The organism is Sphingomonas sp. P2_B6, from assembly GCF_056404755.1.
On record NZ_JBFUDK010000004.1, the window covers coordinates 269,793 to 295,714 of the forward strand.

The window sequence follows — 25,922 nt, forward strand, 5'->3', positions numbered from 1 at the left end:
TGCGCTGGAGCGCCGATCAACCGATCTGGCCGAAGCACCAGCGCAGGATGGACTTCTGGGCATGAAGCCGGTTCTCCGCCTCCTCCCAGATCAGCGACTGCGGACCATCGATCACCGCCGAGACGACTTCCTCCTCGCGGTGCGCCGGCAGGCAGTGGAGGAACTTCGCCTCGGGCTTCGCCATGCCCATCAGCGCCTCGGTGACCTGATAGGGCATCATCGCCGCGAGCTTCGTCTCGGCATGGAGCTGGCCCATCGATATCCAGGTGTCGGTGACGACGACGTCCGCACCCTCGACTGCCTCGCGCGGATCGGCGACGACACGGGCGCGGCCAGCGGCGCGCTCGATCACGCCCTCATCCGGCTGAAACCCCTGAGGGCACGCCGCGATCACATCGAAATGCAGCAGCGACGCCGCCTCGACCAGGGAGTTGAGGACATTGTTGCCATCACCCAGCCAGGCGACCTTGAGCCCGGGCAGCGCCTTGCCGCTTTCGACGATGGTCAGCAGGTCGGCAACGAGCTGGCACGGATGCGACCAGTCGGTCAGGCCGTTGATGACCGGCACACTGGCATAGGCCACCATCTCCTCGACCTTCCTGTGGTCGTCGGTGCGGATCATGATCGCGTCGCAATAGCCCGAGAGCACGCGTGCCGTATCGGCCACGGTCTCGCCGCGACCGAGCTGCGTGGTGCCGGCATCCATCACGATCGAGCTGCCGCCGAGCTGGCGGATCGACATGTCGAACGACACACGAGTTCGGGTCGAGTTCTTCTCGAACACCATCGCCAGCGTATGGCCGGCGAGCGGGGCATCGGCATCCGCCCCGCCCTTCGGCCAGCCGACGCGCGCTGCCYTGCGGTCGATCGCGTCAGCCAGCATCGCGGCGATGCCGTCAGCGCCCGCGTCCGACAGGTCGAGAAAGTGGCGGAGCGACACGCTAGTCGTCTGACGCGGGCACATAGACCCGCGCGGCCTCGGACAGCTTCTCGATACACTCGGCGATATGACTCTCGTCGATCACCAGCGGCGGCAGGATACGCACCACATTCTCGCCGGCCGCAACCAGCAACAGGCCGTGATTGTCGCGGCAGTGCGCGACGAATCGGCGGCTGTCGGACTTGAGCTTGACGCCGAGCATCAGACCCTTGCCGCGCACGCTGTCGAACAACTGATCGTGGTTGGGGATCATCTGTTCGAGCCCCTGGCGCAGCCGGTCGCCCATCGTCACGACATTGTTGAGGAAGCCGGGCTCCAGGATCACGTCGAGCACTGCCTCGCCCGCCGCCATGGCGAGCGGGTTGCCGCCATAGGTCGATCCGTGCGTGCCGATTACCATGCCCTTGGCCGCTTCCTCGGTCGCGAGGCAGGCGCCGAGCGGGAAGCCCGCGCCGATGCCCTTGGCGACCGCAGCGATATCCGGCGTCACGCCGTAATTCTCGTGCGCCAGGAACTTGCCGGTCCGGCCATAGCCGGCCTGCACCTCGTCCAGCACCAGCAACAGGCCGTGCTCGTCGCAGGCCTTGCGCAGGCCCTGGAGGAATTCCTCGGTCGCCGCACGGATACCGCCTTCGCCCTGGATCGGCTCGACCAGGAAACCGGCGGTATTGTCGTCGATCAGCGCCAGCGCGCCTTCGAGATCGTTGAACTGCGCATAGGCGAAACCCGGCAGCAACGGCTCGAACCCGTCGCGCATCTTGGGCTGGTTGGTCGCGCTGATCGTGCCGAGCGTGCGGCCGTGAAAGGCCGTGTCGAAGGTGATCAGCGTGTGACGCTGCGGATTGCCATTGGCATAATGGTAGCGGCGCGCGGTCTTGATCGCGCACTCGACCGCCTCGGCGCCCGAATTGGTGAAGAACACCGTGTCGGCGAAGGTCGCGTCGACCAGCCGTTGCGCGAGATGCTCACCCTGCGGGCTGCCGTACAGGTTCGACACATGCATCAGCGTCGCGGCCTGATCGGCGATCGCCTTGACCAGCTTGGGATGACTATGGCCGAGCGCGTTGACCGCGATGCCGCTGGCGAAATCGAGATAGCGTTCGCCCTGCTCCCCGATCAGGTAGCAGCCCTCGCCTCGCACCGGCCGCACCCCGCTGCGGGGATAGACGGGCATGAGTGGGGTGATGGGCACCGCAGGTCTCCTCAATAGAAAAGGGCGGCCCAGCCGGGCCGCCCGGAGCGGGTGTTTACGAGGGTGGGACCACCTGCGTCAATATTGCAGACGAGGTGGCCCGAACGCGGTCAGTCGCCGGTCAGGATCCGGTCGACGAGCTGCTTCACCGTCGGCACGAAGCCGTTCGAATAGAAGGGGTCCTTCTTGAAATTATAGGCACCGTGTCCGGCGAACATCAGGTTCTGCTCGATCGGCCCGCCATGCGCGATGTCCTGCAGGGTCTTCTGGATGCAGAAGCTGCGCGGATCGGCGAGGCGGCCGGTCGAGTTGGTCTCGCTGTCGGCCCAGGAGGAGAAGGCGCACTGGCTGAGGCAGCCCATGCAATCGGCCTGGTCCTTGCGGATCACGCCCTTTTCCTCGGGCGTGACGAAGACCAGGGTGTTGTCGGGAGTCTTGAGTGCGTCGGTGAAGCCTTCACCGAACCACTGACGCGCGCGCAACAGATCGTTGCGGGTCACCCAGAAGTTCTTGCCCTTCACGCCCACGTCGAGCTGGAAGATGTGGTCACCAGCCTCCTGGGTGGAGAAGGCGATCTGCCGCTCGGAGCGTGCCTCGAGCAGGCGAAGGAAAGGATTGCGGACCGCGCTGGAATAGAAGCCGGTGGGCGAGAAGCGGTGGAGCAGGACTTCACCTTCCTCGATATCCGTCAGCTTGGCCTTCCAGCCTTCCGGGATCGGGCTTTCCTGAGTCAGCAACGGCCGTGTACCGAACTGGAAGGCGATGCTGCCGAGTTCGGGATTGTCGATCCAGTTGTTCCAGTCGCGCAGATACCAGACGCCGCCGGCCATCACGATCGGCACGTCGTCCGAAATGCCACCCTCGCGCATCGTCTCGCGCAGCGCCTTGACGCGGGGATAGGGATCCTCCGGCTTGAGCGGGTCCTCGGCGTTGGACAGGCCGTTATGGCCGCCGGCGAGCCAGGGATCCTCGTAGACTACCGCCGCCAGCCAGTCCGACGCCTTGGAATAGGCCCGCTTCCACAGCGCGCGGAAGGCGCGGCCGGAGCTGATGATCGGCAGGTAGTTGACGTTATAGGAGGCCGCGATCTCGGACAGCTTGTAGGGCATGCCCGCGCCGCAGGTGACGCCCGCGACCATGCCGCGGGTCCGTTCCAGGACGCCGTGCAGGATGCGCTGGGCACCGCCCATTTCCCACAGCACGTTGATGTTGATCGCGCCCTTGCCGCCCGAGATGTCGAACGCGCGCTTGACCTGCTGCACAGCGCCCTCGATCGCGTATTCGATCAGTTCCTCGTGCCGCTCTCGGCGATTGAGCGCGCGGTAGACCTGCGGGATGATCTTGCCGTCGGGATCGTAGCTGTCGGCATTCACGGCGGAAACGGTGCCGATTCCGCCGGCCGCAGCCCAGGCGCCGGCCGACGCGTGGTTGGTCGCGGCAACGCCTTTTCCACCCTCCACCAGCGGCCAGACTTCCTGACCGTTATAGATGATGGGCTTCAGACCTTTGAACACACGACCTCCAACTTTAACATACGTTCGATATAGCGTCTGGGTTGCGCTTAGCGAGCGAATTGCGACTCAGCCCAGGGCCCCTGGCCTGCCCATCGCCTCTTCGTAAAGCGCCCTGTATCGAGCGATCATGACAGTTTCGTCATAGTCGACGACGGCCTTTGCCCGGTTTCGGGCGCCGACAAAAGCCCGCGCGGCGGGCGTGCATCCAGCGAGCGCCTGGAGCGAATCCCGCAACCGGACTTCGCCCCGATCGACGATATACACCTGGTTCTCCGGCGCGACCATCTGCGGGATGTCCCCCATTTTGGGCGCGACGATCGGCAGGCCGGCGGCCATGCCCTCGATCACGGCGATGGGGAATTGCTCGCTCTTCGACGAAAGCGCGAGGATGTCGAACAGGCCGATATAGCGGTGCGGATCGGGCAGGAAGCCGGGCAGATGGAGGCGATCCTCCATGCCCATCGCCTCGGCCGTATCCATGATTCGCTCGCGCTCCGGCCCYTCCCCGACAATGACCAGCCGGACGCGCGCCGAGACACCGCCGGTGGCGCGGACCAGGGCGGGCAGATCCTTTACCGCGCTCAGGTCGGCGATCGTGCCGATCACCACTTCGCCGGGCTTGCGGCGGAAGCCGGGGATCGCCTTCGGATCGGGCTTCGTCGCGTAGAGCGCGGTGGCGATGCCGTTGGGGATGCGGTGGACGCGGCTTTCGGGCTGCTTCCAGCTCTTCTGCGCGATCTTCTCCAAGGTCTGCGACGGCACGACCAGCGCGTGTGCCGCGGGCAACGCGAGGCGGCGGTACATGTTGCGCTCGATCTTCAGCCCGCCCGCCTCATCGGCATCGAAGCCGTCCTCGTGATGGACCAGCGGCGGCATGCCCTTCGAGAAGACGCGCCGCGCCATCACGCCGTCGACCGCGCCCCAGTTGTAGGTCAGCACCAGATCGAAGCGGCGCATGAACCTGGCCAGCGCCTCGTAGCGCGAGACCGAGGGTTTGCCGGTGAGCGGCGGCGGGTTCTGCGCGATCTCATGGGCGATGCCCGGTGCGATGGCGTCGCGCGCGCCGAGCTGGTCGGGCATGCCGGAGACGATGGTGTGGCGCGCATGGCCGCCGAACGCGTTCATCAGCCGGACCGCGCGCGCCGCCGCATCGCTGGGGCCAAAGGTCGAGTGCAGGTGCAGGATGTTGACGGGCTGCGGCATCGGGAGGGTGCGTTAGCGGGAAAACAGGAGTGCGTCATTACCTGCCGCTCAAGCGAACGCGGTCTTCGGGATGTGGGTGATGCGGCACGCCAGGTCGGCCTCGCCGCTCGCCACGATATAGTGATCGCCTGCGTCCGCGATGCCGGTCGTGAACACGACATTGTCGAGGTACATCAGCTCCTTGAGCGGATCGGTCAGCGTGGGCGCCGGCTCGATCAGCGGATCATGGCTGGTACGGATCACCTTCGAGGGGTCGTCCCGGTCGAGCAGCGACCAATAGGTGCGGTAAATGCCGACCACGCCGAGCGGCTCGACGCCGTGCCACAGGCTGAGCCATCCATCATCGGTCAGGATCGGCGGCGTGCCGCCGCCCATGCGCGCGGTCGCCATGGTCGCCGAATGCGGGCGGATGCCGGGCTTGTCGTACGGCTTCCAGTGCAACGCGTCGGGCGAGGTGGCGAGGTTGATCGACGGGCCGGCACGCCATTCGCTGCCGGGCGGATAGGCGAAATAAAGGTCGCCGAGTGGGCGGGTCTGCGCCCAGTGCTTGCCGCCGATCAGGCCTTCGAAGATCAGCATGTCCTTGTTCTGATGGTCGAGCACGATGCCCTCGAGCGTCCATTCCATCGCATCGTCCGAGGAATAGAGCGTGGTCGAATGGCGTTCCGGGCTGACCGAGCAGGTCGTCATCAGATAGCGGTCGCCGACCTTGCTGATCCGCGCATCCTCCACGCCGTAACATTGGTAGGGTGCGCGGGGGGTGATCGCGCGGTCGTAATGCACCGCGACGACGCCGCGGCCGTCGGCCGACAGCTCGACCGGAAGCAGCCAGGACAAGGAGGTCAGCGCCATCACCTTCCAGCCGCCGCCGCGCATCATGAACTTGCGCGGATCGGAGGTGTCGACGAAGTCGAGCGGCCAGGCGTCGAGCTTATAAGCCCCGTCTTCCCAACGGATCGCATGGATATGCCCGTCCGAGATCGGGGTGCGCAGTGCCTCGGCCACGCGTACCATCAGCAACAGATTGCCGTTGGGCAGCCGCGTCATCCCCGGGTTGAAGGCGCCGAGGATATAGGTTTCCGCGCCGAGCTTGCCGGCGAGCGGCGAGCGCGACAGGTCGATGTCAGTAGGGGCGAAGACGAGGCGGTCGAAGGAAAAGGTCATTCATCAGCCTGCATGCGGGGCGTGATCGTCAATTGCTGGACGACCGCGCGGTTGGGTTGAGTGAGGATGTAGTGGACACCGACGGCAATGTCCTCAGCGCGCAGCATCTCGTCCTTGTGGATCATCGCGCGCTGCTTCTCGGGCGGGATATCGGGCAATTGCATGTCGGCGCCGGTCTTGCCGGGCTCGACCAGCGCCACCTTCACGCCGTTCGGCCCCATCTCGCGGCGGAACGCCTCGGCGAAACCCTGGATGCCGTATTTGATGCCGGCATAGACGGTCGAGTGCGGGCCCAGCTTATGGGCGCTCATCGAGCCGATCAGCACGATGTCGCCCTGCCCGTCGAGCTTCTCCACCGCCGCGTGCGCGGTGAGCAGATAGGCGGTGAAATCCGTCGCGATGGCGTAACGCAGGTCCTGTTCGGACATGTCGCTGAGCCCCTCGGCCGATATCGCCGCGTTGACCACGGCGATGTCGAGGCCGCCGAGCCAGGCCACGGCCTTGTCGACAAACGCAGCGACATTGTCCGGATCGGCGAGGTCGGTGGCGATGCCGCTGCCCTCCCCCACTTCGCGGATGCGCGCGAGCGCGTCGTCGAGATGCCGCGGATCGCGGCCGCAGATGAAGACGCGCACGCCTTCGGACGCGAGCAGCACCGCGATGGCGCGGCCGATGCCGGTGGTGCCGCCGGTGATCAGGGCACGCTTGCCGGCAAGGCCGACGACCTCGGTATGGGCATCCGACAGATCGAGCATGAAAGCCTCCCGCTGATGTGGGAGGTAGACGCGTTCAGGCGGTGGCCGGTTCCCTCATCGTCCGGTCGAGCAACCGATCGATCGCGGCCGCTGCCTCCGGCTCGTCGAGCGTCGGGGTGTGGCCGACGCCATCGACCGTCACCAGTTCCGCATTGTCGAGCGCGGCCGCCATGCGCTCGGCCGTCCGCGCGCCGAGCACGTCCGAGCGGCCACCGCGCAGGATCAGCGTCGGCACCTGCTTCAGCCGGGCGAGCGCGCTCCACATGTCCGGCCCGGCCTCGTTGCCGGGGACGCGGAAGGGTTCGGCGATCTTCATGTCGTAATCGAGCACGATTCGCCCCGCGCTGTTGAGCCGGTAGAGCCGCTTGGCCATGGCCAGCCACTCCTCGATATCGTAGGCTGGATAGACGTCGGCATTGGCCTCCGCCACGGCGCGGGCGGCATGCATCCAGGTCGGCCAGGTATTGGATTTACCGACATAGGTGCGGATGCGCGACAGGCCGGCCGTCTCGATCTCCGGCCCGACATCGTTGAGCAGTGCGCCGACGATCTTCTCCCGCGCGGTGCCGGCGAGCAGCATGGTGACGATGCCGCCGAGCGAGGTGCCGAAGGCGATATAGGAGGACACGCCGAGCTCGCCGAGCAGCCCCTCGACATCCTGGACATAAGTGAGCGGGACATAGCTCATCGGGTCCTTGGCATAGGCGCTTTCACCGCGCCCGCGCAGATCGACCGCGATCACCCGCCAGTCGGGCGACAGCCGCGCGGCGAGATCCTCGAAATCGCGCGCGTTGCGCGTCAGTCCCGGCAGGCACAGGATCGGCGGGCGATCCTCGCGCCCCGGATAATCGCGATAGTGGAGGCGCAGGCCATCGTTCGACCACCAATATCGATTTACCCATGTAAGATTTTCTGGCGCCGACATGGTTGCATCCTGTGCTTTGCGCCTCCCATATCGCCGGATGACCCTGCCCCCGCAAGCATATCGGCCCGAAACCGCCATTCTGGAGCTGGGGGACGGCTTTTACGACCCGGTCGCCGCGGCCGATTTCCCCGAGACCCGGCTGCGCTTCCGCAACGACCGGGCTGCGGCGAGCCTTGGGCTGGACGGGCTGAGCGACGCCGAATGGATCGCGCATTTCGGGCGGTTCCAGCCGCTCGAGGGCAGCCTGACGCAGCCGCTGGCGCTGCGCTATCACGGACACCAGTTCCGCGTGTACAATCCCGATATCGGCGACGGGCGCGGCTTCCTGTTCGCGCAACTGCGGGACGATCGCGGGCGGCTGATGGACCTGGGCACCAAGGGATCGGGCCAGACGCCGTGGAGCCGGTTCGGCGACGGGCGGCTGACCCTGAAGGGCGGCGTGCGCGAGGTGCTGGCGACCGAGATGCTCGAGGCACTGGGCGTCGAGACATCGCGCAGCTTCTCGCTGATCGAGACCGGCGAAGCGCTGGAGCGGGGCGACGAGCCCTCCCCCACCCGCTCCGCGGTGCTGGTGCGGCTGAGCCATGGGCATATCCGCATCGGCACGTTCCAGCGGCTGGCCTACCACCGCGACGAGGACGGCCTCCGCCGGCTGACCGCTTATGTGCTGCGCCATTATTATGGCGAGGAGGCGGGTGACGACGCGCCCGTCCGACTGCTCGACCATGTCGTGCGGCGCACGGCGCGGCTGGCGGCGCGCTATATGGCGGCGGGTTTCGTCCACGGGGTGCTCAACAGCGACAATATCAACGTGACCGGCGAGAGCTTCGATTACGGCCCGTGGCGCTTCGCCCCGACCTGGGACCCGGGCTTCACCGCGGCCTATTTCGACCATGCCGGGCTGTACGCCTTCGGGCGCCAGCCCGAGGCGATCCATTGGGACGCGATGCAGCTTGCGGTGTCGCTGCGGCTGATCAGCGAGGCGGAGCCGCTGATCGCCGTGCTCGAGCGGTTCGGCGAGCATTATCAGCCCGCGGTGTCCGATGCGATCCTGTGGCGGTTGGGGCTGGTGCCGCGCGACCCGGAGAGCGACCGCGCCGTAGTGCAGGCGGTGGAGCGCGCGCTGCGCAGCGGGAACATGGCGATCGACCGGTTCTTCTTCGACGCGTTCGGCGGGGCGCTGCCCGACAGCTATGATGCGGCATTCGACGAGGTACGCACGGTCCTCGGCCCCTATCGGGCGCGCGGCGACCGCCGCCATGCCTATTGGCGCGGCGCCCCGTGCTCGATGCTGATCGAGGAAGTCGAGGCGATCTGGTCGGCGATCGACGCGCGCGACGACTGGTCCGTGCTTCACGCCAAGGTCGCGGCGATACGCGCGATGGGCGAGGCGCTGTCGGGCGGCTGACCCGGCGCCGCCGATCGCTGCATGACGCGCCGTCACGTGCGCGATCCGAAATAGGGCGATTTAGGGCGCAAGATCAGCTACTCCCCTGCCATTGGGGTTGGGGGACATCGATGATCAGGTTCAGCTTGGGTGCCGCGGTAGCGGTGCTTGGATCGGCGCAACCCGCTTCCGGCCAGGAAGAACCCGAACAAAGCCCGGTGATCGTCACGGGGACACGGACCACCGGCCTGCGCGCGATCGACAGCCCGGCGCCGGTGCAGGTGCTCGACGCCGCAACGCTGGACCGTGCCGGATCGCCGAGCCTGATGGGCGCGCTGTCGACCACGCTCGCCTCGTTCAACACCCAGGCGGTCGGCAACGACCTCGCCAACGAGACACTGGCGGCGCGGCTGAGGGGCGTGTCGCCCAACCACACGCTGATCCTGATCAACGGCAAGCGGCGCCACGGCACCGCCAACCTGTCTGTATTGTCGAGCGCGTTCCAGGGCGGCGCGGCGCCGGACCTGAGCTTCATTCCGATGGCCTCGGTCGAGCGCGTCGAAGTGCTGCTGGACGGGGCCGCGGCGGAATATGGATCGGACGCGATTGCCGGCGTCGTCAACATCATCCTGAACGATTCTGCGTCGGGCGGCAGGGCGAGCGTCCATGCCGGGCAATATTTCCAGGGCGATGGCGAGACCATCGGTGCCTCGGCCAATCTGGGCCTGGCGCTGGGCGACCAGGGCTTTCTCAACCTGACCGCCGAGACGCGGTTCCACGATTACAGCAACGCCGGCGGGCCCGACGCCCGAGTCGAGCAGGCGATCGCCTCCGGCGCGCACCCCGAATGGCGCAACTTGCCGGGCTACCCCTATCTCAATCGGGTGTTCGGCGATGCGCGCTACACGCTGCACCTGCTGAGCGCGAATGCGGGCTTTCACGTCTCGCCCGATGTCGAGATCTACGCGTTCGGCACCTATGGCCACAAGACGGCGGGCGGCTGGGCCAATTTCCGGCTGCCGACGCGATTGCCGCAACTCTATCCCCAGGGGTTCAACCCGGTCGACCGGCTGAAGACCGACGATGCCGCCGCCACGATCGGCGGGCGCGGCGACCTGGCCGGCTGGGCGTGGGACCTGAGCAGCACCTACGGTGTCAACGACAACCGGGTGGCGGTGACCGGATCGGCGAATATCGACCTGTTCAACGACACCGGAAAGACGCCGACCGATTTCGATGCCGGGGCATTCAAGGCGACTCAGTGGACGACCAATCTCGACCTGCGCCGCCAGATCGAGATCGGCCTTGGCGAGCCGGTCGGGCTGGCGCTGGGCGCCGAATACCGGCGCGAGACCTACAGCTTGCAGGAGGGCGATCCGGCCTCGCGCTACAAGGCGGGCTCGCAATCCTTCCCCGGCTTCTCGCTGACCGATGCCGGCAGCCACAGCCGCCGCAACGCCGCGCTCTACGCCGAGGCGTCGATCAAGCCCGTAACCGACCTGACCGTCAACCTGGCCGGGCGGCTGGAGCATTTCTCCGATTTCGGGGAGACGCTGGTGGGCAAGATCAGCGCGCGCTACGCCGTATCGCCGACCGTCGCGCTGCGCGGCACCGCGAGCACCGGCTTCAGGGCGCCGACCCTGGCGGAAGCCTATTATTCGGCGACCAATGTCCAGCCCAATTCCGCCTTCGTCCAGCTGCCGCCCAATGCCGCCGCTGCCCGGCTGATCGGGATCGATCCGCTGGCGCCCGAGCATTCGACCAATGTCAGCCTGGGCATGGTGGCGACGATCGCGCCGCGCGCGACGCTTACCATCGACGCCTATCAGATCGGCATCCGTGACCGCGTGGTCGCCAGCGGCACGCTGTACGGCACCTATGCCGGCGTGGTGCGATCGGCGGCGGTCAACGCCGCAATCGTCGCCAACGGCAATGTGCTGGAGAATGTGCCCTTTTCCGGGATCAACGTCTTTTCCAACGGCATCGATACGCGCACGCGCGGCGTGGACGTGGTGCTGAACGTCGCCACCGGGCTGGGCGATGCGGGCCGGATCGACTGGTCGCTCGCGGGCAATTACAGCGAGACCGTAGTGACCAAGATCCGCGCAACCCCCGCCCAGCTGGCCGCGTCCGGGCAGAGCCTGTTCGACAAGGTGGCGCTGTCGACTCTGGAAACCGCGTCGCCCAAATACAAGATCATCCTTGCCGGTGTGTACACCAAAGGCCCCTGGACGGTGGCGCTGAAGGAAAGCCTGTATGGCGATGCCGCGCGCTATGCCGACCCCGGCGACGGTACCTATTATCTCGACCGGACGGGCACGGCGTTCATCACTGACCTCGACCTCTCGCACCGGCTGGGCAAGGCGCTGACGCTCAGCGTGGGCGCGAACAACCTGTTCGACAAGCGCCCGAAGCGCGTGAACGAGGACGGCCTGCGCGTGGCGGCGCTGGCCGGCAGCCCGGCGGTGGAGGTCTATCCCAATTTCTCGGCGTTCGGCGTGAACGGCGGCTATTATTACGCGCGGGCGACCCTCGCCTTCCGGTGAGGCGCGCGGTTCGGCTTTCACGATCGGCGGCATCGGTGCGCTGAAGCCCGATGTTTGCGGACGGATGTCGACCGACGCCATGGTTCAGGCGATTCGATTGGCATGCGAACGCGCGAAGCCGGGTGGCCGAGTCGCGAGGCCCGGATGCAGCCCCGCGCGGTGCTGCCGACAGGAACAGGGCCAAACAGGGCAGCGATATTTTCCCTGCCCTGTTACCTCCAACTTTGTTGGATATATTATCTATATATATCAATATTTTATATGGAACATGCCCTGTTCCGCGATAACAGGGCAGGAACGGCGCGGAACAGGGCACGAGCCCGGGCGGAACAGGGCATGACCCGGCGCCCAACGCTGCGCATCGATTCAAATGTCCGGCGGAAGCTGGCTTCATGCTGCGATCCTTCATCCATGGGACGATGACATGACGCGACAGAGCATTGAATCGAGCAAGCCGGGCACGACCGCGCGCGKGACCCGGCGCGCGGAGCGGGACAAGCCGCCGGTCGAATTCCAGTTCCAGCCAGGGCAATCGGGCAATCCGGCGGGCCGCCCGCCGCGCCGATCCGGGGCGCCGGGCGACCGGCTGCGCGGGGCGACCGAGCCGACGCGGCAGCTGATCCTGGAGGAAGCCTATCGCATGGTCGAGGTGCGCGACGGCGACAGCGTGACCCGGATGCCAATGAACCGGGCGGTGCTCCGCGCAATCGGTGCCGCGGCGCTCAACGGCAATGCGAGCGCACAACGCCGCTGGGCCGCGCTGGTGCAGGAAGCGGAGGCGCAGCAGAAGCGCGCGCAGCTGGCGATCTTCAACGTGGCCGAACGCGCCGACAAGGAATGGGCGGCGAAGCGGCGGGAACGCGACGGGGACAAGGGTTATGATCCCTATGCGGAGGAGATCGTGATCGATCCGCGATCGGGGTCGGTGGTGATCCGGGATGTTGGGGATGGGGATGAGGTAGGGTGATGGCGGGGACCAAGCGGCTGGATCAACCAGAGTCGCTTGGCATCTGCTACTTCAGCGCTTGGCCGGAAGCCGACCGGCCAGTTTGCGGCCGCTTCGTCAAAACCTCACGCACCTTACGGCCCTCCGAAACCGGAACGGTGCGTCCAAGGTCAATGAGCCAGGCAGGTCTATTCCCGCTTCATTTCGACACCTGAACGCACCATCCTCTATTCCGTCGCCCCGACCTGGACGATCCGATACCGTCAGAAGCGTATGCTCAGTCCGGCGCGACCGCCGCCGCCCTTATAGGTCTTGCTCAAGTCGCCGCTCGCTTCGATGAAGCCACTGACATTGCCGTTCGACACGATGTTCACGCCGATCACGCCGTGCCCGTACGTCCCGATCCGGTCATTGCGCAGCCCGACCGTCTGACCACCATTGGCGAAGTCCAGGCCGCGTTGTCCCTTGAACTCGTGCACCGCGCTGCCACCGGCATAAAGGCTCGTGCGGGTCGCGCCCGAGGTCATGACGGTGCCGATCCGCAGCCCGGCAGCGCCACGCAGCCCGTCGCTCCCGTCGAAGTCGATCGTGGTGGGATCGACGCGAAGCGTGCCGAGATTGGTGCGGACATATTCGATCGAGACGCCGGGTTCGACGAAGAAGCCCGACCCGCCGAACCGCAGGCCCGCCTCGGCCTTGCCGCCATAGCCGTCACCCTTCACGTGCTGGCGACTGGCGATGCCTGGCATCACGATATCCAGCCAGTAATGCTCATATTTGCCCAGCACGTTCAGGAAGACGGGGCCGACATTGCCGCTGGCATAGGCGCCGGCGTTGACGGCGTTGTAGACGAAACGGTCGGCATTGCCGCTGAAGGTGACGGTCGAATTGGCGTAACCACCGGTAAGGCCGAACACGAACCCCCGGCCTTCGCTCACCCCGCCGAAATCATAACCGATCTGGCCGCCGAAAAAGTCCTGGAGATTGTTCGTGACGATATCCTGGGCTTGTCCAAACACATTTGTGCTCTGGCTCGAGCGGTTCCTGTTGAAGGATCCGAACATCTGGCCCCACAAGGCCGACCCGCGCCGGGATTCGTCGGCCGCGGCACCGCCGGCGTCGCGAAGGTCGCGCATATGGCCCGACCAGGCGTCGTTGGTGCGGTAGAAGATCTGGCGCGCGCCTTCGTCCGCCTTCAGGAACTCATATGCCCGGTTGCTCGGCGTACCGAACAGGGCATAGTTGGAGCTGGCGGGATCATAAGCCAGCCGGTAGCTGACCAGGCCGATCGTGCTGGGGCCGCCGAGATTGAAGGCGGTCGCCGAGCTTCCCGCGCCCGCATCGACCAGGACCAGATTGTTCACCAGCAGGCCGGGATTGGCAGTCAGCGGATTGACCAGAATGGTCGTGCTGCCGGTCGCCGCGCCGCCAAGAACCAGCCGGTCGGCGGTGGGCGTTGCGCCGCCCAGCGCCACATCCAGGCCGAGCGTCGAGGCACCCGAACCGGTGAAGTTGCCAGGGAGCGCCAGCGTATCGCCACTGACCCCGTTTCGCAGATCGACAAGCCCGCTATTGTCGAAATTCTCGAGCCCCGCCAGAGTGATCGTGCCCGCGGTGGCGGCACCCGGCCGCACGTTGAAAATGCCGCGGTTCACCACGCGGTCGGCCCCGGCGCCGAATGCGCTGTTCGCGGTCGCGTTGAACCTGCCGTTATTGGTCAGGACGTCATTGCTGTCGGTCAGGTCGACATAGCCGTTCACGGTGCCGGTCGAGGTGATCGTGACCAGCGCCGGCGCGCCGTCCACATCGATCGCCGGGCCCGTCGCGCTCGACACGACATCGCCGACGGTGATCGTCGCGCCCGTGCCCGAGGTCACGTCGATGCCCGCGAGCCGGCCGGAAACCGGCGCGCCCGGCAACGTCGTCACGGTCACGCTGCATGCGCTTGAGGCGAGAATGCCAACGCCCTGTGCCGAGGTCACCGCGCCTGTCGCGGTGATATTGATGGCGCTGCACCCCGGGCTGACCGCGACGATGCCGTCCGAGCCGGGGCCAGTCACCCTGATCGGGCCGGCCACGATGGTCTGATTGCCCGTCGTGGTGGAGACGTCGATGCCGTCCGAATTGCTGCCGCTGGTCGTGATCGGGCCGGCGGTCGTGTTGACCACGACCGGGCCAGCCCCGCCMTTGACGTCAATGGCAGGCGAGTTGTTGCCGGTGGTGGTTACCGGTCCGGTGGTGACGACGGTGATCGGGCCATTGCCGGTCACGATCACGCCGGGGGAATTGTCCCCGCCGGTGGTGACCGGACCGGGCGTGACCGAGATCGGGTCGTTGCCGCCCACCACCTCGATACCAGGCGAATTGTCGCCGCCGGTCGTCACGGGACCGGTGACCGCGGTGATGCCGCACGATCCCGGCCCCAGAACCAGGCATGCCGCCGGATCTGTCGTGATGCCGAGGCCGGTCGCGTTGTCGCCCGAGGTCGAAATGAGGCCGATATTGGCGAGGATGTTGGCGGGTGCATTGATCAGCACGCCGGCAGCGCCGTCGCCCTGCGTCGTCACCCGGTTCGCGGCGAGATCGACGTCGCAGGCGCCGCTACCCAGAAGCACGCAGGCAGTGGGATCCCCGACGATGTCGATGCCGGTGGCATTGTCGCCGGTCGTGCCCAGCACGCCGATTCGGCCCGTGGTCGGGCCAGCGATGCGGGCAAGCACGCCGGTCGACCCATCGCCGGTGGTGGTGAGTTGCCCGATATTGAACGACGTTCCGCAATTGCCCGCGCCCAGCAGGATGCAGGCATCAGGGTCCGAGGCAAGGTCCAAACCGGCGGCATTGTTGCCGTTGGTGGTGAGCAGATTCACGTTGCCGGTAATATTGCCCGCCGCCCGGATGAGGGCGCCTGGTGAATTGTCGCCCTGCGTGGTCAGCGAGCCGACCGTAAAATTCTGGTCGCACGCGCCGGCTCCGAGTGTCGCGCACACCACGGGATCGGCCGAGAGGTCGAGGCCCGCCGCCTCGTCGCCGCCGGTCTGGAGCGTATCGACATTGACGGTCGTCGTGCCGGTTGCTGCAGTGACCAGCGCGCCGATGCCGCCAAAGCCGTTGGTGGTGATCTGGTCAGCAGCGGCGGTAACGTCGCAGCCGCCAGTGCCGAGCAGCACGCAGGTCGCCGGATTGGTTGCGATATCGAGCCCGAGCGCCTGCGAGCCCTGAGTGCGCAACACGCCGACATTGACGTTGACCGCGCCGGCGGAGCGAATCAGCGTCGCCGTCGAAAGATTACCGCTGGTATCGATCAGATCAGCATCGAGATTGACCGGGCCGTCAAGCGAGACCAGTTGCACGCCGTTCGAATTGTTGCCGGTAGTGCGGATGATGTTGCTGTTGACGGTGACATTGCTGCCCTGAATGTCGAGCCCGGGCGCATTGTCGCCAGTTGTGGAAATCAGGTCGTCGGCGGTGAACAGCACGTCATCGACGGCGCGCAACAGACCCCCCGTAGCGCCGTTGCCGCTGGTGGTGATGCTCGTGATGCGGGCAGTGATCGATCCGCCCGCATTGAGATCAAGGCCGCGCTCGCCGGTGGTGTTGATCACGGCGGAACCGACCGGATTGATCACGATGTCGGCGGCGGCGCCGACCGTCGAGAGGACGACGGTATCGGGCGACTGGAATCCATCGCCGAGCGTCACGACAACGGGTCCGGCGATCGGCGGAAGGTCAAGCACGGGCGTGAGCGGATCGGCTGGCGCTCCGCCACCGGTGCAAAGAATGTTGATGCCGGCGATCGGCAGACAGGCGGTCTGTGCCTGGGCAGGCGCGGCGACGGCAAAACTGGCGCCGGCGATCACTACCGGTGCCAGCCCCCTGCCTATCGCGAGCAGACTCGTACCGGTCTTTGCGTGCTTGATGTTCATCCTACTCTCCCTTGCTTTATTTTTATAGAAACCTAGTTACGCCTTGATTGTCAGCTCGTCATTTAATTACTAACCTAAAGTTTTATTATAAATATCGAATGTACGTTATTAATATCAAGACTATCGCAATTATGAAACTCATCAGTAAAAACTGATCTAAATACTATCCGACAGGCTCGTGTCGGGATCGTGCCCGCTCTTACCTTCGGCCTTGCTTCGGCCGTGGGCACGAATGCCGGCTACGCGGTTCTGGAAACTGGATTCAGCAGCGGACGCCCCGCGTTGTCAGCGGCGTGATCCAGATTGTCGGCCGCGGCTTCGACATTCGCGTCGTAGCGTCAGCGGCCCGTTATCGCCGTGTGGAGTAGCACGCAGATAATGAATCGGGCCGGCGGCCATGCCGAACCCAAATGTCTTCTTCATCACTGGACCCCTTTAAAAAAACACGCAGAGTCAGGACATTGAAATCATCGACACGATACTTTGTTCCAAAGGACGAACATCGCTTCAGAGCGCACACTCGGACGAAAGATTGTATCGAGATCGACCGGAGCCAGATCCCCTTCTGCCATCTCCCTTTTGACGGCGCGCTCAAATCGCGAGGCCGAGTGCGGCTGCGCGCATTCACTGTCGAATTCGCGGTCCTGCTATGGTTGTCTGCTGACGCATTGGGTTAGACCCAAATAATCAAAGAAGACCGCCTTGCTGTACTTCAGGATCGCGGGGCTATTATCGCCTGGACCACTACGCACCGATCACGCAGTAGCGCCCCCGCCCTGCCATCTCTATCGTGTCACTGCCGCCGAATGCGCGGCGGTCGGCGGAGATTCGGCCACCAGCCGGCAGAGATGCTGATATAGTTGCGCCGGCGAGACCGGCTTGTGCATCAGGAGCAGCCCGCTGAGCATTGCCTCGCGCAGCCGCTCGGGGGCGGTATCGCCGGTGATCAGCAAGGCGGGAATGTCGCCGCCGAGATAGTGGCGGAGCGTCGCCGCCACATCGGCGCCGGTTTGCCCGTCCTGCAGGCGATAATCGCAGATGATCGCGTCCGGCCGTGGATAGTGCGACAACAGATCGATGGCCGCACCCTGCGATTCCGCCGCGTGGCATTCGCAGCCCCAGCTGCGCAGGAGGTGGCGCATGCCGGCCCGCACGATCGCGTCATCGTCGACCACCAGGAACGTCCGCCCGGCAAGCTGCCCCAGCGGAACCGGGTCGGGAAGCTGCCCGGACCCAAGGGCTTCGTCGCTTGGGGACGTCAGCGGCACCCTGACACGGAAAACGCTGCCACGATCGACCACGGACGACAGGGACAGCGGATGATCGAGCGAGGCGGCCAGCCGGTGTGCGATGGCGAGGCCCAGCCCCAGGCCCTTCTGACGGTCACGCTCCGGATTGCCGAGCTGGAGGAATTCGCAAAAAATGTCGGCCTGCGCATGTTCGGCGATGCCGATGCCGGTATCGTAGATTTCGATCGACACCGCGCCGGACCGGCGGCGGCACCCGATGAACAGCCCGCCGCGCATCGTGTAGCGGATGGCGTTGGATATGAGATTGCGCAGGATCTGTTCGAGAAGCACGCTGTCGGAGGTCACCCAGGCCAGCGTCTGCGGCGACCGGTAGATCAGCTGCTTCGCGTCGGCCATCGGCGCCAGCTCATTCTCCAGCTTGTCGAACAGCGGCTGAAGCGGAAAATCACGGATGTTGGGCACGATCACGCCAGCCTCGATGCGCGAGAAGTCGAGCAGCGTGTTCAGCATCTCGGACGAGGCCAGGCTTGCCGTCTGCGCGCTCTCCACGGTCTGGCGTTGCGCCGGAGTCAGGCGGCTGTGCGCCAGCGCCTCGAGAAACAGCCCCAACGCGTGCACGGGTTGGCGAAGATCGTGGCTAGCGGCGGCGAGGAAACGGGATTTGGCGGTATTGGCGCGCTCCGCTTCGAAGCGGGCCTCCTGCGCCAGGCCCATTTCGCGGCGCAGCTGATCGACCAGGCGGTCGTTTTCGAACTGCAGCATGATGACGTCGCGAATGCGACGATTGGCAAGACGCGACTGGCCGTAAAGGCCGGCGACATACAGGATGCAGCACAGCGCGAGCGCCCGGTACGGCGTGGTGCCCATCGACCAGAATCGGGTGAACCCGAAGGCCAGCATCGGAAGGGCAAGCGCCAGGTAGAGATCCCGTAGCGGCGCGAGCAATGCCACCGCATTGCCGCAAATGGCGCACAGCAGCGACAGGAGCACGATGCTGATCGCCGGGTCCGACGCGGGAAGCGCGATCCAGAGCAGCGCGCCCCACAGGCAGCCTTCGTAGATTTTCAGCAGCGCCAGACCAAATTCGACGCGCCGGCCAAGGCTGCGATAGTCGCCGGACCGCAGCAGATGCCGCGCGGCCAGCACCATCAACCAGCGTCCGGCGAGAAACGCCACATACCAGCTTGCCAGCAATGGGTGGGGCGCCGACTGTTTGAGCACGAGGACCAGCAGACTGGGAAGCAGGATGCCGACGGCCAGGGACGCGCCGACCCCTTCAAGCACCATCCGCACCTGTTCGGTGCGCACGGCGCCGCGGGCCAGCGCCGTCACCGAATGAGCCCCAGGCGGCGGGCCGCAAAGGCAGCTTCCGTCCTGGTCGCCGCGCCGAGCGACGCCAGCAGGGCCTGAACATGGCCGCGGACGGTATGTTCGGAAAGGCCGAGGCGCCGCGCGATCATCTTGTTGGACAATCCCTGGCACACGAGATCGAGCACCTCCGTCTGGCGCGGCGTGAGGGAGGTTCGTGTCATGTCCGCCGGTCGCGCGACGGGCTTGCCGGCCGGGCCGTCCAGCATGCGGCGCAGTGCCGCAATCATCCGGTCGGGACGTTCGGTCTTGGCGAGAAAGCTTTCGGCGCCCAGCGCCAGGGCATCCGCGATGACATCGGGGGTGTCGAACGCCGACACCACCAGGACCCTGGCATGGGGCCATTTGCGGCGCAGGGAAGGCATGCCCTGCAGGCCGCTGATGCCGTGCAACTGGACGTCGAGGATCAGGATCGACGGGTTGATCCCGCTATAGGCCAGCGCCTCTTCGAGAGAGCCCGCCTCGCAGATCCTTGCATTGTGCAGCCCGATGGAAAGCAAGGCGGCGACGCCCGAGCGGAACAGCGCATGATCGTCGATGATGAGAACAATGGGCTCGTCCATGGAAAGCGACTGTAACGCGATCGGCGGCGATAGTCCCCAACACAAGGCAGTCCAGATGGACTATAGCGAGCGTTTTCAAGCCGATGTAAAAACGCTTCGACGTCTCGCTCGGTACCGGTTTTCTGGTTTCCGTCAGGAGGCGGCAGGCGCACGTCCGCAGGTCACGTGATGGCGGAGAGTCGAGGCGCACGTAGCATCGCTTTCGGCAAGGAAGTATTTGTGCCCCTCTCAGTGATACGCCTTATTCTGTGCGGGCTAAACCGGCATACTCCTGATCGGAACAGGGTGAAATGGGATGGCCTGTACTATATCGGCACTTGTACCGTTTGCGGTTCGCTCATTCACCGCCGATCGCGCAAAAAATGGCGAAAGAGTAAAGAAGGCAGGGACACGGCCATCGTTCGATCGCCGCCTTTCAATTAGGGAATTTCTCCACGATCGCTCGTGAACAGCAATTTCCTCTTCGGCTCAAACATCGAGAACTCCGGCGGGGCATGCGCAGGCCGTAACGATTGTTCCCCGATGCAACCCTCCATGGCTTTGACGGGGCAAGCCAGGGCCATTGAGGCGAGCCCGGTGGCGGTCAAACGCATGGACAATATCGGCGTCGTCGTCGAAGATCGCGGCGCGACGGTCGATTTCCGTCACGAGTTGGGCCTCGAGCTGGGGGAGAGCCGGCCATTGTCAGGGAATGCACCGTACGAGAGGATCCGTCATGATCAACCGCGAGCACGAGGCCAAGACGCGCGGGTGGATCGGACGTCTGGCCGCGAGCGCCTTCATTCTGGCGCTGGCCGGGTGCGGCGACGGGCGGAGCGATCGGCAGCCCGTCACCCCTGCGGGTGTCGCACGGACCACCACGGTCGATTTCGCTCATGTCGCGAACTATGCCGCGCCGACGCTTCCCGCCTATTTCGACCGGTCGGTGACGGCGCTCGACCACAGCCCGGCGTCCAACCCCGTCAATGATCGGGTGGCCACGCTGGGCCGGGTGCTGTTCTACGACCTGAAGCTGAGCACCAACGACAGAGCCTCGTGCGCCTCCTGCCACCGGCAGGCGTTCGGTTTTACCGATTCGATGCGGTTCAGCAACGGGATCAGCAGCGCCGCCACCACTGACTTCCACGCGATGCGGCTGGGCAATCTGCGCTACTGGCGACCGGGCTCGATGTTCTGGGACAGGCGCGCGGCGAGCGTGGAAGCGCAGGCGAGCCACCCGTTCCACAGCCTGGTCGAACTGGGCTGGGGTGGTGCCGCGGGCGGTTTCGATGCGCTGATCCGCAAGATGGGTGCGACGACCTATTATCCGGCGCTGTTCACCTGGGCGTTCGGCAGCCCCACGGTCACCGAGCCGCGCATTCAGCAGGCGCTCGCGCAATTCGTGCGCGCGATGGTCTCGCGCTCCAGCCGGTGGGATATGGGTTATGCGCAGGTCTTCTCGCCGACCCGGCCGAACCGCGCGCTGGATGTCGACCTGCCGAACTTCACGCCGCAGGAAAATCGTGGCCGGCAGCTGTTCATGATTGGGGTCGCGCGGGGCGGCGCCGGCTGTTCGGCCTGCCACCTACCCCCGACCTTCGCGCTGGCGGCCGACGCGCGGAGCAACGGGCTGGACGCCGGCGAGACCCGGCTGTTCAAGGCGCCATCGCTACGCAGTGTCGGCCTGACCGGGCCCTATATGCATGACGGACGGTTCACGACGCTGGCGGACGTGATCGATTTCTACGATCACGGTGTTCAGCGGGGTCCGGCGCTCGACCATCGCCTGCGACGCGGCGGCAGGCCGCAGCGCCTGAACCTCGGCGCGGCGGATCGGGCAGCGCTGGTGGCGTTCCTGATGACATTGAGCGACCCCGTCCTCACGACGGATGCGCGCTTCGGCGACCCGTTCCGGCGGTGAGCACGCCTACCGCCTGACCGGGCGCAAGGCTAAATCGCGCGGATCGAATACAAGGTCGCGTTGCTGATCGCGTAGACCGCACCGTCGGCGCCGACGAGTGTCGGCGTATAGGCCTGGCCGAGTCCGGGGTTGAGCCGCACGCTCTGCGACAGCGTGTTCGTGGCGAGGTCCCAGCGATACAGCACCCCGTCCTCATTGTTGGCGAGGATCGACTTGCGCGCCGGATCGGCCGCCATGGTGTTGATGCACCATTCGCGCCGTGACGTGGCCGTGGTGCCGTCCAGCGTGGGCCCGAGGATCGTCAGCACTTCACGCATCACCTGCACGCCCGGCACGATCGCATCGGCCTGGCCCGTCTTCGGATCCAGCACGGCGATCCGGTTCAGCCCGTCGCCCGTGCCCACCCCGGCATAATTATTGTATTTCTGCGCGAGCAGATAGGTCGACGTACCGGTGTAGGACGGCACCATCGACGCCGGGATCACGCTGGGCGACACGTCCCAGCCGAAGCTGCCCGGCACGCCCACCGGATTGAGCAGGGCGTCGAACTGCAGCAGCCAGCCGCGCGCATTATGCGACGGGAACACCGATTCCAGCACGCCGTAGAACACCCGGCCATCGGGCCCGATCACCGGCGATGCCGTGCCGTCGTCGCTGAGGCGCGCGGGCGCGAGCAGGTTCGGATCCGTCAGGGCGACCCTGGCGCGCGTGGCGAGCGTGGTGCTGTCGAGCGCGAGCAGGAAGCCTGTCTGCGTCGCGCTCGTCGAGCCTCGGTTCACCGCGATATAGACCGTGCCGCCGTCGACCGAGATCGCCGGTGTGCAATTCGTCACGGGCTTCTGGATCGACGAATCCGAGGCCGCCGCGGCCGCGCCGACCCAGATGCCGGTGCCGTCGGGCGCCAAACGCGCGATGCCGCTGACCAACCCTGCCGGGTTGGTGCCGGTGACCTGGAAACCGAAAAAGATGTTGCCCAGCGTATCAGCCGTGAGCGGCGTGGTGACGAACACGGTGCCGTCGAATGCCGCGGGATTGGCGTTATAGGTAGCCGCGCCATAGAAAAGCTGCGCCGCGAGCGTGCCGGTGGCGGCATCCGCATCCGCGCGCATCATCAGCTTGCCGCCCGCGCCCGGCGCATATAGCCGCCCCTGCTGCGTGAGCAGCGCGTTGTAGGGCGGCACCCAATTGTGCGGCGGCGTGACATAGTCAGTGGTCGCCGACCAGATCAGCGCGCCGTTCGCCCCGTTGCGCCCTTCGACGCGGTAACCGCCGGTGGCAGCCGTCTTCACCGGAATCACGACCGTGTTGTGAGTCGTCACCACCGGCGAGCCATAATGCGTGAGCAGCGCACCGCCCGCCGTATATTGCGGCGCCAGGTCGACGGCTGACGACCATGCGACACGCCCGAGATCCTGCGACGCGATCGCGCTGACCGCGCTGTGCTGCGCGTCATGGCCATAGCCGAACCAGGCGGGACCCGTCACCGGCCCGGGCGTCGGGGTCGGCGTGGGTGTCGGAGTCGGCGTCGGTGCGGGGGCCGGCGTGGGCGTGGGGGACCCGCCGCCGCTGCTGCCGCAGGCGGCGAGCAGCACGGTCGACGACAACATCGCCAGCGTGCTGCGACGGGAAACGAGTGGGTCGGAAAGCTGACCGGGCAGGACTGGATCGTGGCTCATGCGCGCCAGCTTACGCCTCCGTCGCACGAAATGCACCGCTTCCCGTGAGGGTGACAACCTACCGGCGAATCACCGGGGCATGTTCGCGATCCGGGCGACGAGTTGCGCCTGGCTGGCCGTTTCGGTCTTGAGGAAGATGTGCTTCAGGTGGAACCGCACCGCGTTGATGCTGATGCCATTGCGGCTGGCATAATCCTGCGGGGTTTGCCCGTCGACCAGCGCGTCCACGACGCGCGCCTCGGTCGGTGTCAGCCCGAACCACTGCGCCAGTCGGTCGATGCTCATGACCGGCCCCTCGCCCACCCCGCTGCCAATGGTGACGATCATCGCGGCATCGCGAATGGCGCCGCCGATATAGGGAATGGTCTTGGGCACGATCAGCACGCCGAGCACCGGATGCTCCCGCCCCGCCCGGTCCGTCGCGTGGAAGGCAAGATCGTCCCGGGTCGGGCTCGAGCCCATGGCGGCCAGCTTTTGCTGGCTGGCCGGATCGACAAAGGCCAGCCTGCCGCCCGCGGTCGTGATGAGGCCGGTTGCCTCATAATGCGCGACGCGATCATTGACCGACAGGATGGCGAAATCCCTGTCGAGGCTGATCAGGGCGTAGCGTGACCGGTTGGCGGCCGCCCGCGCCGCCCCCGCCGCCACTTCGAGGCTGGCGATCCGGTGGCTGATCCGCACCGCGCGCTGAATATGCGGGCCGAGAACCCGAAGGCTGCGCCGCAGCAGCACGAGATCGGCATCGCCCGGGCCGATCAGCAACAAGCCGAGACGCTCGCCCTCGCGACGATCGAGCATGAGACACAATGTCCGGTCCACATTCATCGACGCCAGGAAATTCCGGTACATGCCGGTCTTGCGGAATTCCTCACGCGGCAGGATCTCGTCGGTGTCGATCAACTGCCCGTTGCGCGCCGGCCAGGCGCGCTGCGACCAGGGATTGTTATAGGCGAAGACCGCACTGTACATGGCCTCGACGCCCGGCCCGATATTGGTCCATGCGATGAACCTGGCGCTGGGAGGATTGCGTCGTTCCAGCATCAGAAAGGCGGATCGCCATTCGGGCGGGCACAGCGCCAGCCTGATCTGCTCGAGCGTCGCGTTCCACTGGGACGGGTCGAGCGCGCATTCGTAGATCTGGCCGATCAGCCGATCGAGCGTCTCCCATGCAAGCGGCAGCCGATCCTGATGAGACCGGTCATCGGGCAGGGCATTGGCGACCACAAACTGCATGGCGATTTTGCAACCTCCTACCCAAACGAAGAGCGCGGGGCACGGTACCGCCCGACCATAAGCCAGGCAACGACCGAATGAATCCGGCGGCGAGACGTCCGCCAGGGAGAGTTCGGGAGTCAGTAACCCGCGCAATTCTGGGAAAGGCTTCGTCGATGATCAATGAATTCTGGCTGCGTCACCATGGCGCCTGGCCGGCCGGCCTGGGCGGCCTCGCACTCGCCGCCGCGCTCGTCCCGCTGCCCGCTGCGGCCCAGGTCCGGATCGAGCCAGCCGCGGGAGGAGGCCAGCAGGCGATCTGCTCCTCGAACGGCATGATCGGCTTTGGTGACGAGGATGGCTGCGACAGCTTCCCGATCTACTCCAACGACACGAGAATCACGGTCGGCCCCGCCGGGCGGGAAGTCATTCTCGACGGTGCCGATGGCCTGGCGACCTTCAACGGGGGCGCCATTTTCAACGAGGGCGTGCAGTTCAACGGCCAGGCGCATTTCGCCGGTTTCACGACCGTGGACCAGCTCAATACGAACTCCATCAACAACACCGGCAACCTGACCACCAAGAGCATCAACACAGGGTCGCTCGCCGCCACCGGCAACGGCAGTTTCGGAGGATCGCTGTCTTCGAACAGCTTTGCGACCGGCCTCGCCGAGATAACCGAGCTCCGAGTGTCGAAATCGACGTTCAATTCGTCGGTGACGATCAGCGGCAAGCTGGCGATCACCCCCGGCACCACGATCGACGCTGGCGGAAACCGCATCCAGAATGTCGGCGCGCCAATCGCGGGGACCGACGCGGCGAACAAGGATTATGTCGACAATGCCATCGGGAGCGTGGCCGGCAACGTCACCAACCTGACCAACCAGGTGAACGATCAGGCCACGCGCATCACCGCCGTCGAGGCGACGAACGTCCAGCAGGACTCGCGGCTGACCAATGTCGAGACCGTCAACACCGTGCAGAACACCCGACTGACCAGTGTCGAGAGCGTCAACACGGTGCAGGATACGCGGCTGACCGGAGTCGAAACCGAGAACGTCACCCAGAACACGCGCCTGACCTCGGTCGAGGCCAGGAATGTCAGCCAGGATGCGCGGATGACGGCGATCGAGGCAGTGAACACCATCCAGTCGAACCAGATCGGGACCTTGCAGGATCAGGTCGGCGGGCTGCAGACGTCGGTCAACGGGCTGCGCCGGAACATCAAGGAAGCCAATGGCGGCATCGCGGCGGCCGTGGCGCTGGGCGGTACGATGATCGTGCCGGACAGCAATATTTCGATGTCGTTCAACCTGGCGACCTATCGCGGACAACAGGGCTTTTCGGGATCGGTCGTCGGCCGCGTCAGCCCCAAGGTCTATATCAATGCCGGCGTCGGCGGGTCGACCGTGCGCGGATCTACCGCCGGGCGCGTCGGCATCAGCTTTGGTCTCTAGA

Annotated in this window: 17 protein-coding genes; 5 read left to right on the plus strand and 12 right to left on the minus strand. The window is 65.8% G+C overall.

Features of this window, described 5'->3' with window-relative positions; genetic code table 11:
- Window positions 1-16: 16 nt before the first annotated feature.
- The 7 genes from argF to AC1DX5_RS08005 form a co-directional block, all read right to left on the minus strand.
- Window positions 17-964, minus strand: a complete 948-nt coding sequence (argF, locus tag AC1DX5_RS07975) for an ornithine carbamoyltransferase (protein ID WP_478014771.1) — start codon at window positions 962-964, stop codon at window positions 17-19.
- Window positions 942-2,114, minus strand: coding sequence for an acetylornithine transaminase (locus AC1DX5_RS07980; RefSeq protein ID WP_465176976.1), 1,173 nt, complete (start codon window positions 2,112-2,114; stop codon window positions 942-944). Before AC1DX5_RS07980 ends, argF begins: the two co-directional genes overlap by 23 nt.
- 128 nt (window positions 2,115-2,242) lie before the next feature.
- Window positions 2,243-3,646 (minus strand): NAD(P)H-dependent flavin oxidoreductase, encoded by a 1,404-nt coding sequence (locus tag AC1DX5_RS07985; protein WP_465176977.1) that lies wholly within the window; start codon window positions 3,644-3,646, stop codon window positions 2,243-2,245.
- A 66-nt stretch (window positions 3,647-3,712) separates the two neighbouring features.
- The gene (locus AC1DX5_RS07990) at window positions 3,713-4,849 is read right to left on the minus strand and encodes a glycosyltransferase (RefSeq protein WP_478014772.1); all 1,137 of its coding nucleotides are present in this window, start codon (window positions 4,847-4,849) and stop codon (window positions 3,713-3,715) included.
- 48 nt (window positions 4,850-4,897) lie between these two features.
- Entirely contained in the window at window positions 4,898-6,013 is a 1,116-nt protein-coding gene (locus AC1DX5_RS07995; protein WP_465173749.1) for a glycoside hydrolase family 130 protein, read from the minus strand.
- Window positions 6,010-6,768 (minus strand): SDR family oxidoreductase, encoded by a 759-nt coding sequence (locus AC1DX5_RS08000; RefSeq protein ID WP_465173750.1) that lies wholly within the window; start codon window positions 6,766-6,768, stop codon window positions 6,010-6,012. The genes AC1DX5_RS07995 and AC1DX5_RS08000 overlap by 4 nt, the downstream gene beginning before the upstream one ends.
- A gap of 34 nt (window positions 6,769-6,802) precedes the next feature.
- The gene (locus tag AC1DX5_RS08005; RefSeq protein WP_465173751.1) at window positions 6,803-7,693 is read right to left on the minus strand and encodes an alpha/beta fold hydrolase; all 891 of its coding nucleotides are present in this window, start codon (window positions 7,691-7,693) and stop codon (window positions 6,803-6,805) included.
- A 37-nt stretch (window positions 7,694-7,730) separates the two neighbouring features.
- On the opposite strand from AC1DX5_RS08005, the gene AC1DX5_RS08010 reads away from it, so the two are divergent.
- The 3 genes from AC1DX5_RS08010 (at window position 7,731) to AC1DX5_RS08020 (ending at window position 12,593) form a co-directional block, all read left to right on the plus strand.
- Window positions 7,731-9,101: a protein adenylyltransferase SelO gene (locus AC1DX5_RS08010; protein WP_478014773.1), complete on the plus strand. Its 1,371-nt coding sequence runs from the start codon at window positions 7,731-7,733 to the stop codon at window positions 9,099-9,101.
- Between the two features lie 110 nt (window positions 9,102-9,211).
- Window positions 9,212-11,626: a TonB-dependent receptor plug domain-containing protein gene (locus AC1DX5_RS08015; RefSeq protein WP_478014774.1), complete on the plus strand. Its 2,415-nt coding sequence runs from the start codon at window positions 9,212-9,214 to the stop codon at window positions 11,624-11,626.
- 424 nt (window positions 11,627-12,050) lie between these two features.
- Entirely contained in the window at window positions 12,051-12,593 is a 543-nt protein-coding gene (locus AC1DX5_RS08020; RefSeq protein WP_478014775.1) for a DUF5681 domain-containing protein, read from the plus strand.
- 242 nt (window positions 12,594-12,835) lie between these two features.
- Here AC1DX5_RS08020 and AC1DX5_RS08025 read toward each other — a convergent pair whose 3' ends face one another.
- The 3 genes from AC1DX5_RS08025 to AC1DX5_RS08035 form a co-directional block, all read right to left on the minus strand.
- Window positions 12,836-16,495, minus strand: a complete 3,660-nt coding sequence (locus tag AC1DX5_RS08025; protein WP_478014776.1) for an autotransporter outer membrane beta-barrel domain-containing protein — start codon at window positions 16,493-16,495, stop codon at window positions 12,836-12,838.
- Window positions 16,496-17,280: 785 nt separating this feature from the next.
- Window positions 17,281-19,077 carry an ATP-binding response regulator gene (locus tag AC1DX5_RS08030; protein WP_478014777.1) on the minus strand — a complete coding sequence of 599 codons (1,797 nt, stop codon included), beginning with the start codon at window positions 19,075-19,077 and terminating at the stop codon, window positions 17,281-17,283.
- Window positions 19,074-19,676, minus strand: coding sequence for a response regulator (locus tag AC1DX5_RS08035; RefSeq protein WP_465176987.1), 603 nt, complete (start codon window positions 19,674-19,676; stop codon window positions 19,074-19,076). Before AC1DX5_RS08035 ends, AC1DX5_RS08030 begins: the two co-directional genes overlap by 4 nt.
- A 715-nt stretch (window positions 19,677-20,391) precedes the next feature.
- Between AC1DX5_RS08035 and AC1DX5_RS08040 the strand changes: the two genes are divergently transcribed.
- Complete coding sequence (locus AC1DX5_RS08040; RefSeq protein ID WP_478014778.1) at window positions 20,392-21,576, plus strand: cytochrome-c peroxidase; 1,185 nt, start codon at window positions 20,392-20,394, stop codon at window positions 21,574-21,576.
- 29 nt (window positions 21,577-21,605) lie between these two features.
- Here the strand turns inward: AC1DX5_RS08040 and AC1DX5_RS08045 are convergent, their stop codons facing one another.
- Both AC1DX5_RS08045 and AC1DX5_RS08050 read right to left on the minus strand, forming a co-directional pair.
- Window positions 21,606-23,252: a hypothetical protein gene (locus AC1DX5_RS08045; RefSeq protein WP_478014779.1), complete on the minus strand. Its 1,647-nt coding sequence runs from the start codon at window positions 23,250-23,252 to the stop codon at window positions 21,606-21,608.
- A gap of 69 nt (window positions 23,253-23,321) precedes the next feature.
- Window positions 23,322-24,485: a helix-turn-helix transcriptional regulator gene (locus AC1DX5_RS08050; protein WP_478014780.1), complete on the minus strand. Its 1,164-nt coding sequence runs from the start codon at window positions 24,483-24,485 to the stop codon at window positions 23,322-23,324.
- Between the two features lie 155 nt (window positions 24,486-24,640).
- Here AC1DX5_RS08050 and AC1DX5_RS08055 point away from each other — a divergent pair, with 155 nt between their 5' ends.
- The gene (locus tag AC1DX5_RS08055; protein ID WP_478014781.1) at window positions 24,641-25,921 is read left to right on the plus strand and encodes a YadA C-terminal domain-containing protein; all 1,281 of its coding nucleotides are present in this window, start codon (window positions 24,641-24,643) and stop codon (window positions 25,919-25,921) included.
- The last annotated feature ends 1 nt before the right edge of the window (window position 25,922 follow it).

Coding starts and splice junctions, on each gene's coding strand:
- AC1DX5_RS07980 (WP_465176976.1), bottom strand. CDS start 2,114: ATGCCCGTCTATCCCCGCAGCGGGGTGCGGCCGGTGCGAGGCGAGGGC.
- AC1DX5_RS07995 (WP_465173749.1), bottom strand. CDS start 6,013: ATGACCTTTTCCTTCGACCGCCTCGTCTTCGCCCCTACTGACATCGAC.
- AC1DX5_RS08000 (WP_465173750.1), bottom strand. CDS start 6,768: ATGCTCGATCTGTCGGATGCCCATACCGAGGTCGTCGGCCTTGCCGGC.
- AC1DX5_RS08005 (WP_465173751.1), bottom strand. CDS start 7,693: ATGTCGGCGCCAGAAAATCTTACATGGGTAAATCGATATTGGTGGTCG.
- AC1DX5_RS08010 (WP_478014773.1), top strand. CDS start 7,731: ATGACCCTGCCCCCGCAAGCATATCGGCCCGAAACCGCCATTCTGGAG.
- AC1DX5_RS08015 (WP_478014774.1), top strand. CDS start 9,212: ATGATCAGGTTCAGCTTGGGTGCCGCGGTAGCGGTGCTTGGATCGGCG.
- AC1DX5_RS08035 (WP_465176987.1), bottom strand. CDS start 19,676: ATGGACGAGCCCATTGTTCTCATCATCGACGATCATGCGCTGTTCCGC.
- AC1DX5_RS08040 (WP_478014778.1), top strand. CDS start 20,392: ATGATCAACCGCGAGCACGAGGCCAAGACGCGCGGGTGGATCGGACGT.
- AC1DX5_RS08045 (WP_478014779.1), bottom strand. CDS start 23,252: ATGAGCCACGATCCAGTCCTGCCCGGTCAGCTTTCCGACCCACTCGTT.
- AC1DX5_RS08050 (WP_478014780.1), bottom strand. CDS start 24,485: ATGCAGTTTGTGGTCGCCAATGCCCTGCCCGATGACCGGTCTCATCAG.
- AC1DX5_RS08055 (WP_478014781.1), top strand. CDS start 24,641: ATGATCAATGAATTCTGGCTGCGTCACCATGGCGCCTGGCCGGCCGGC.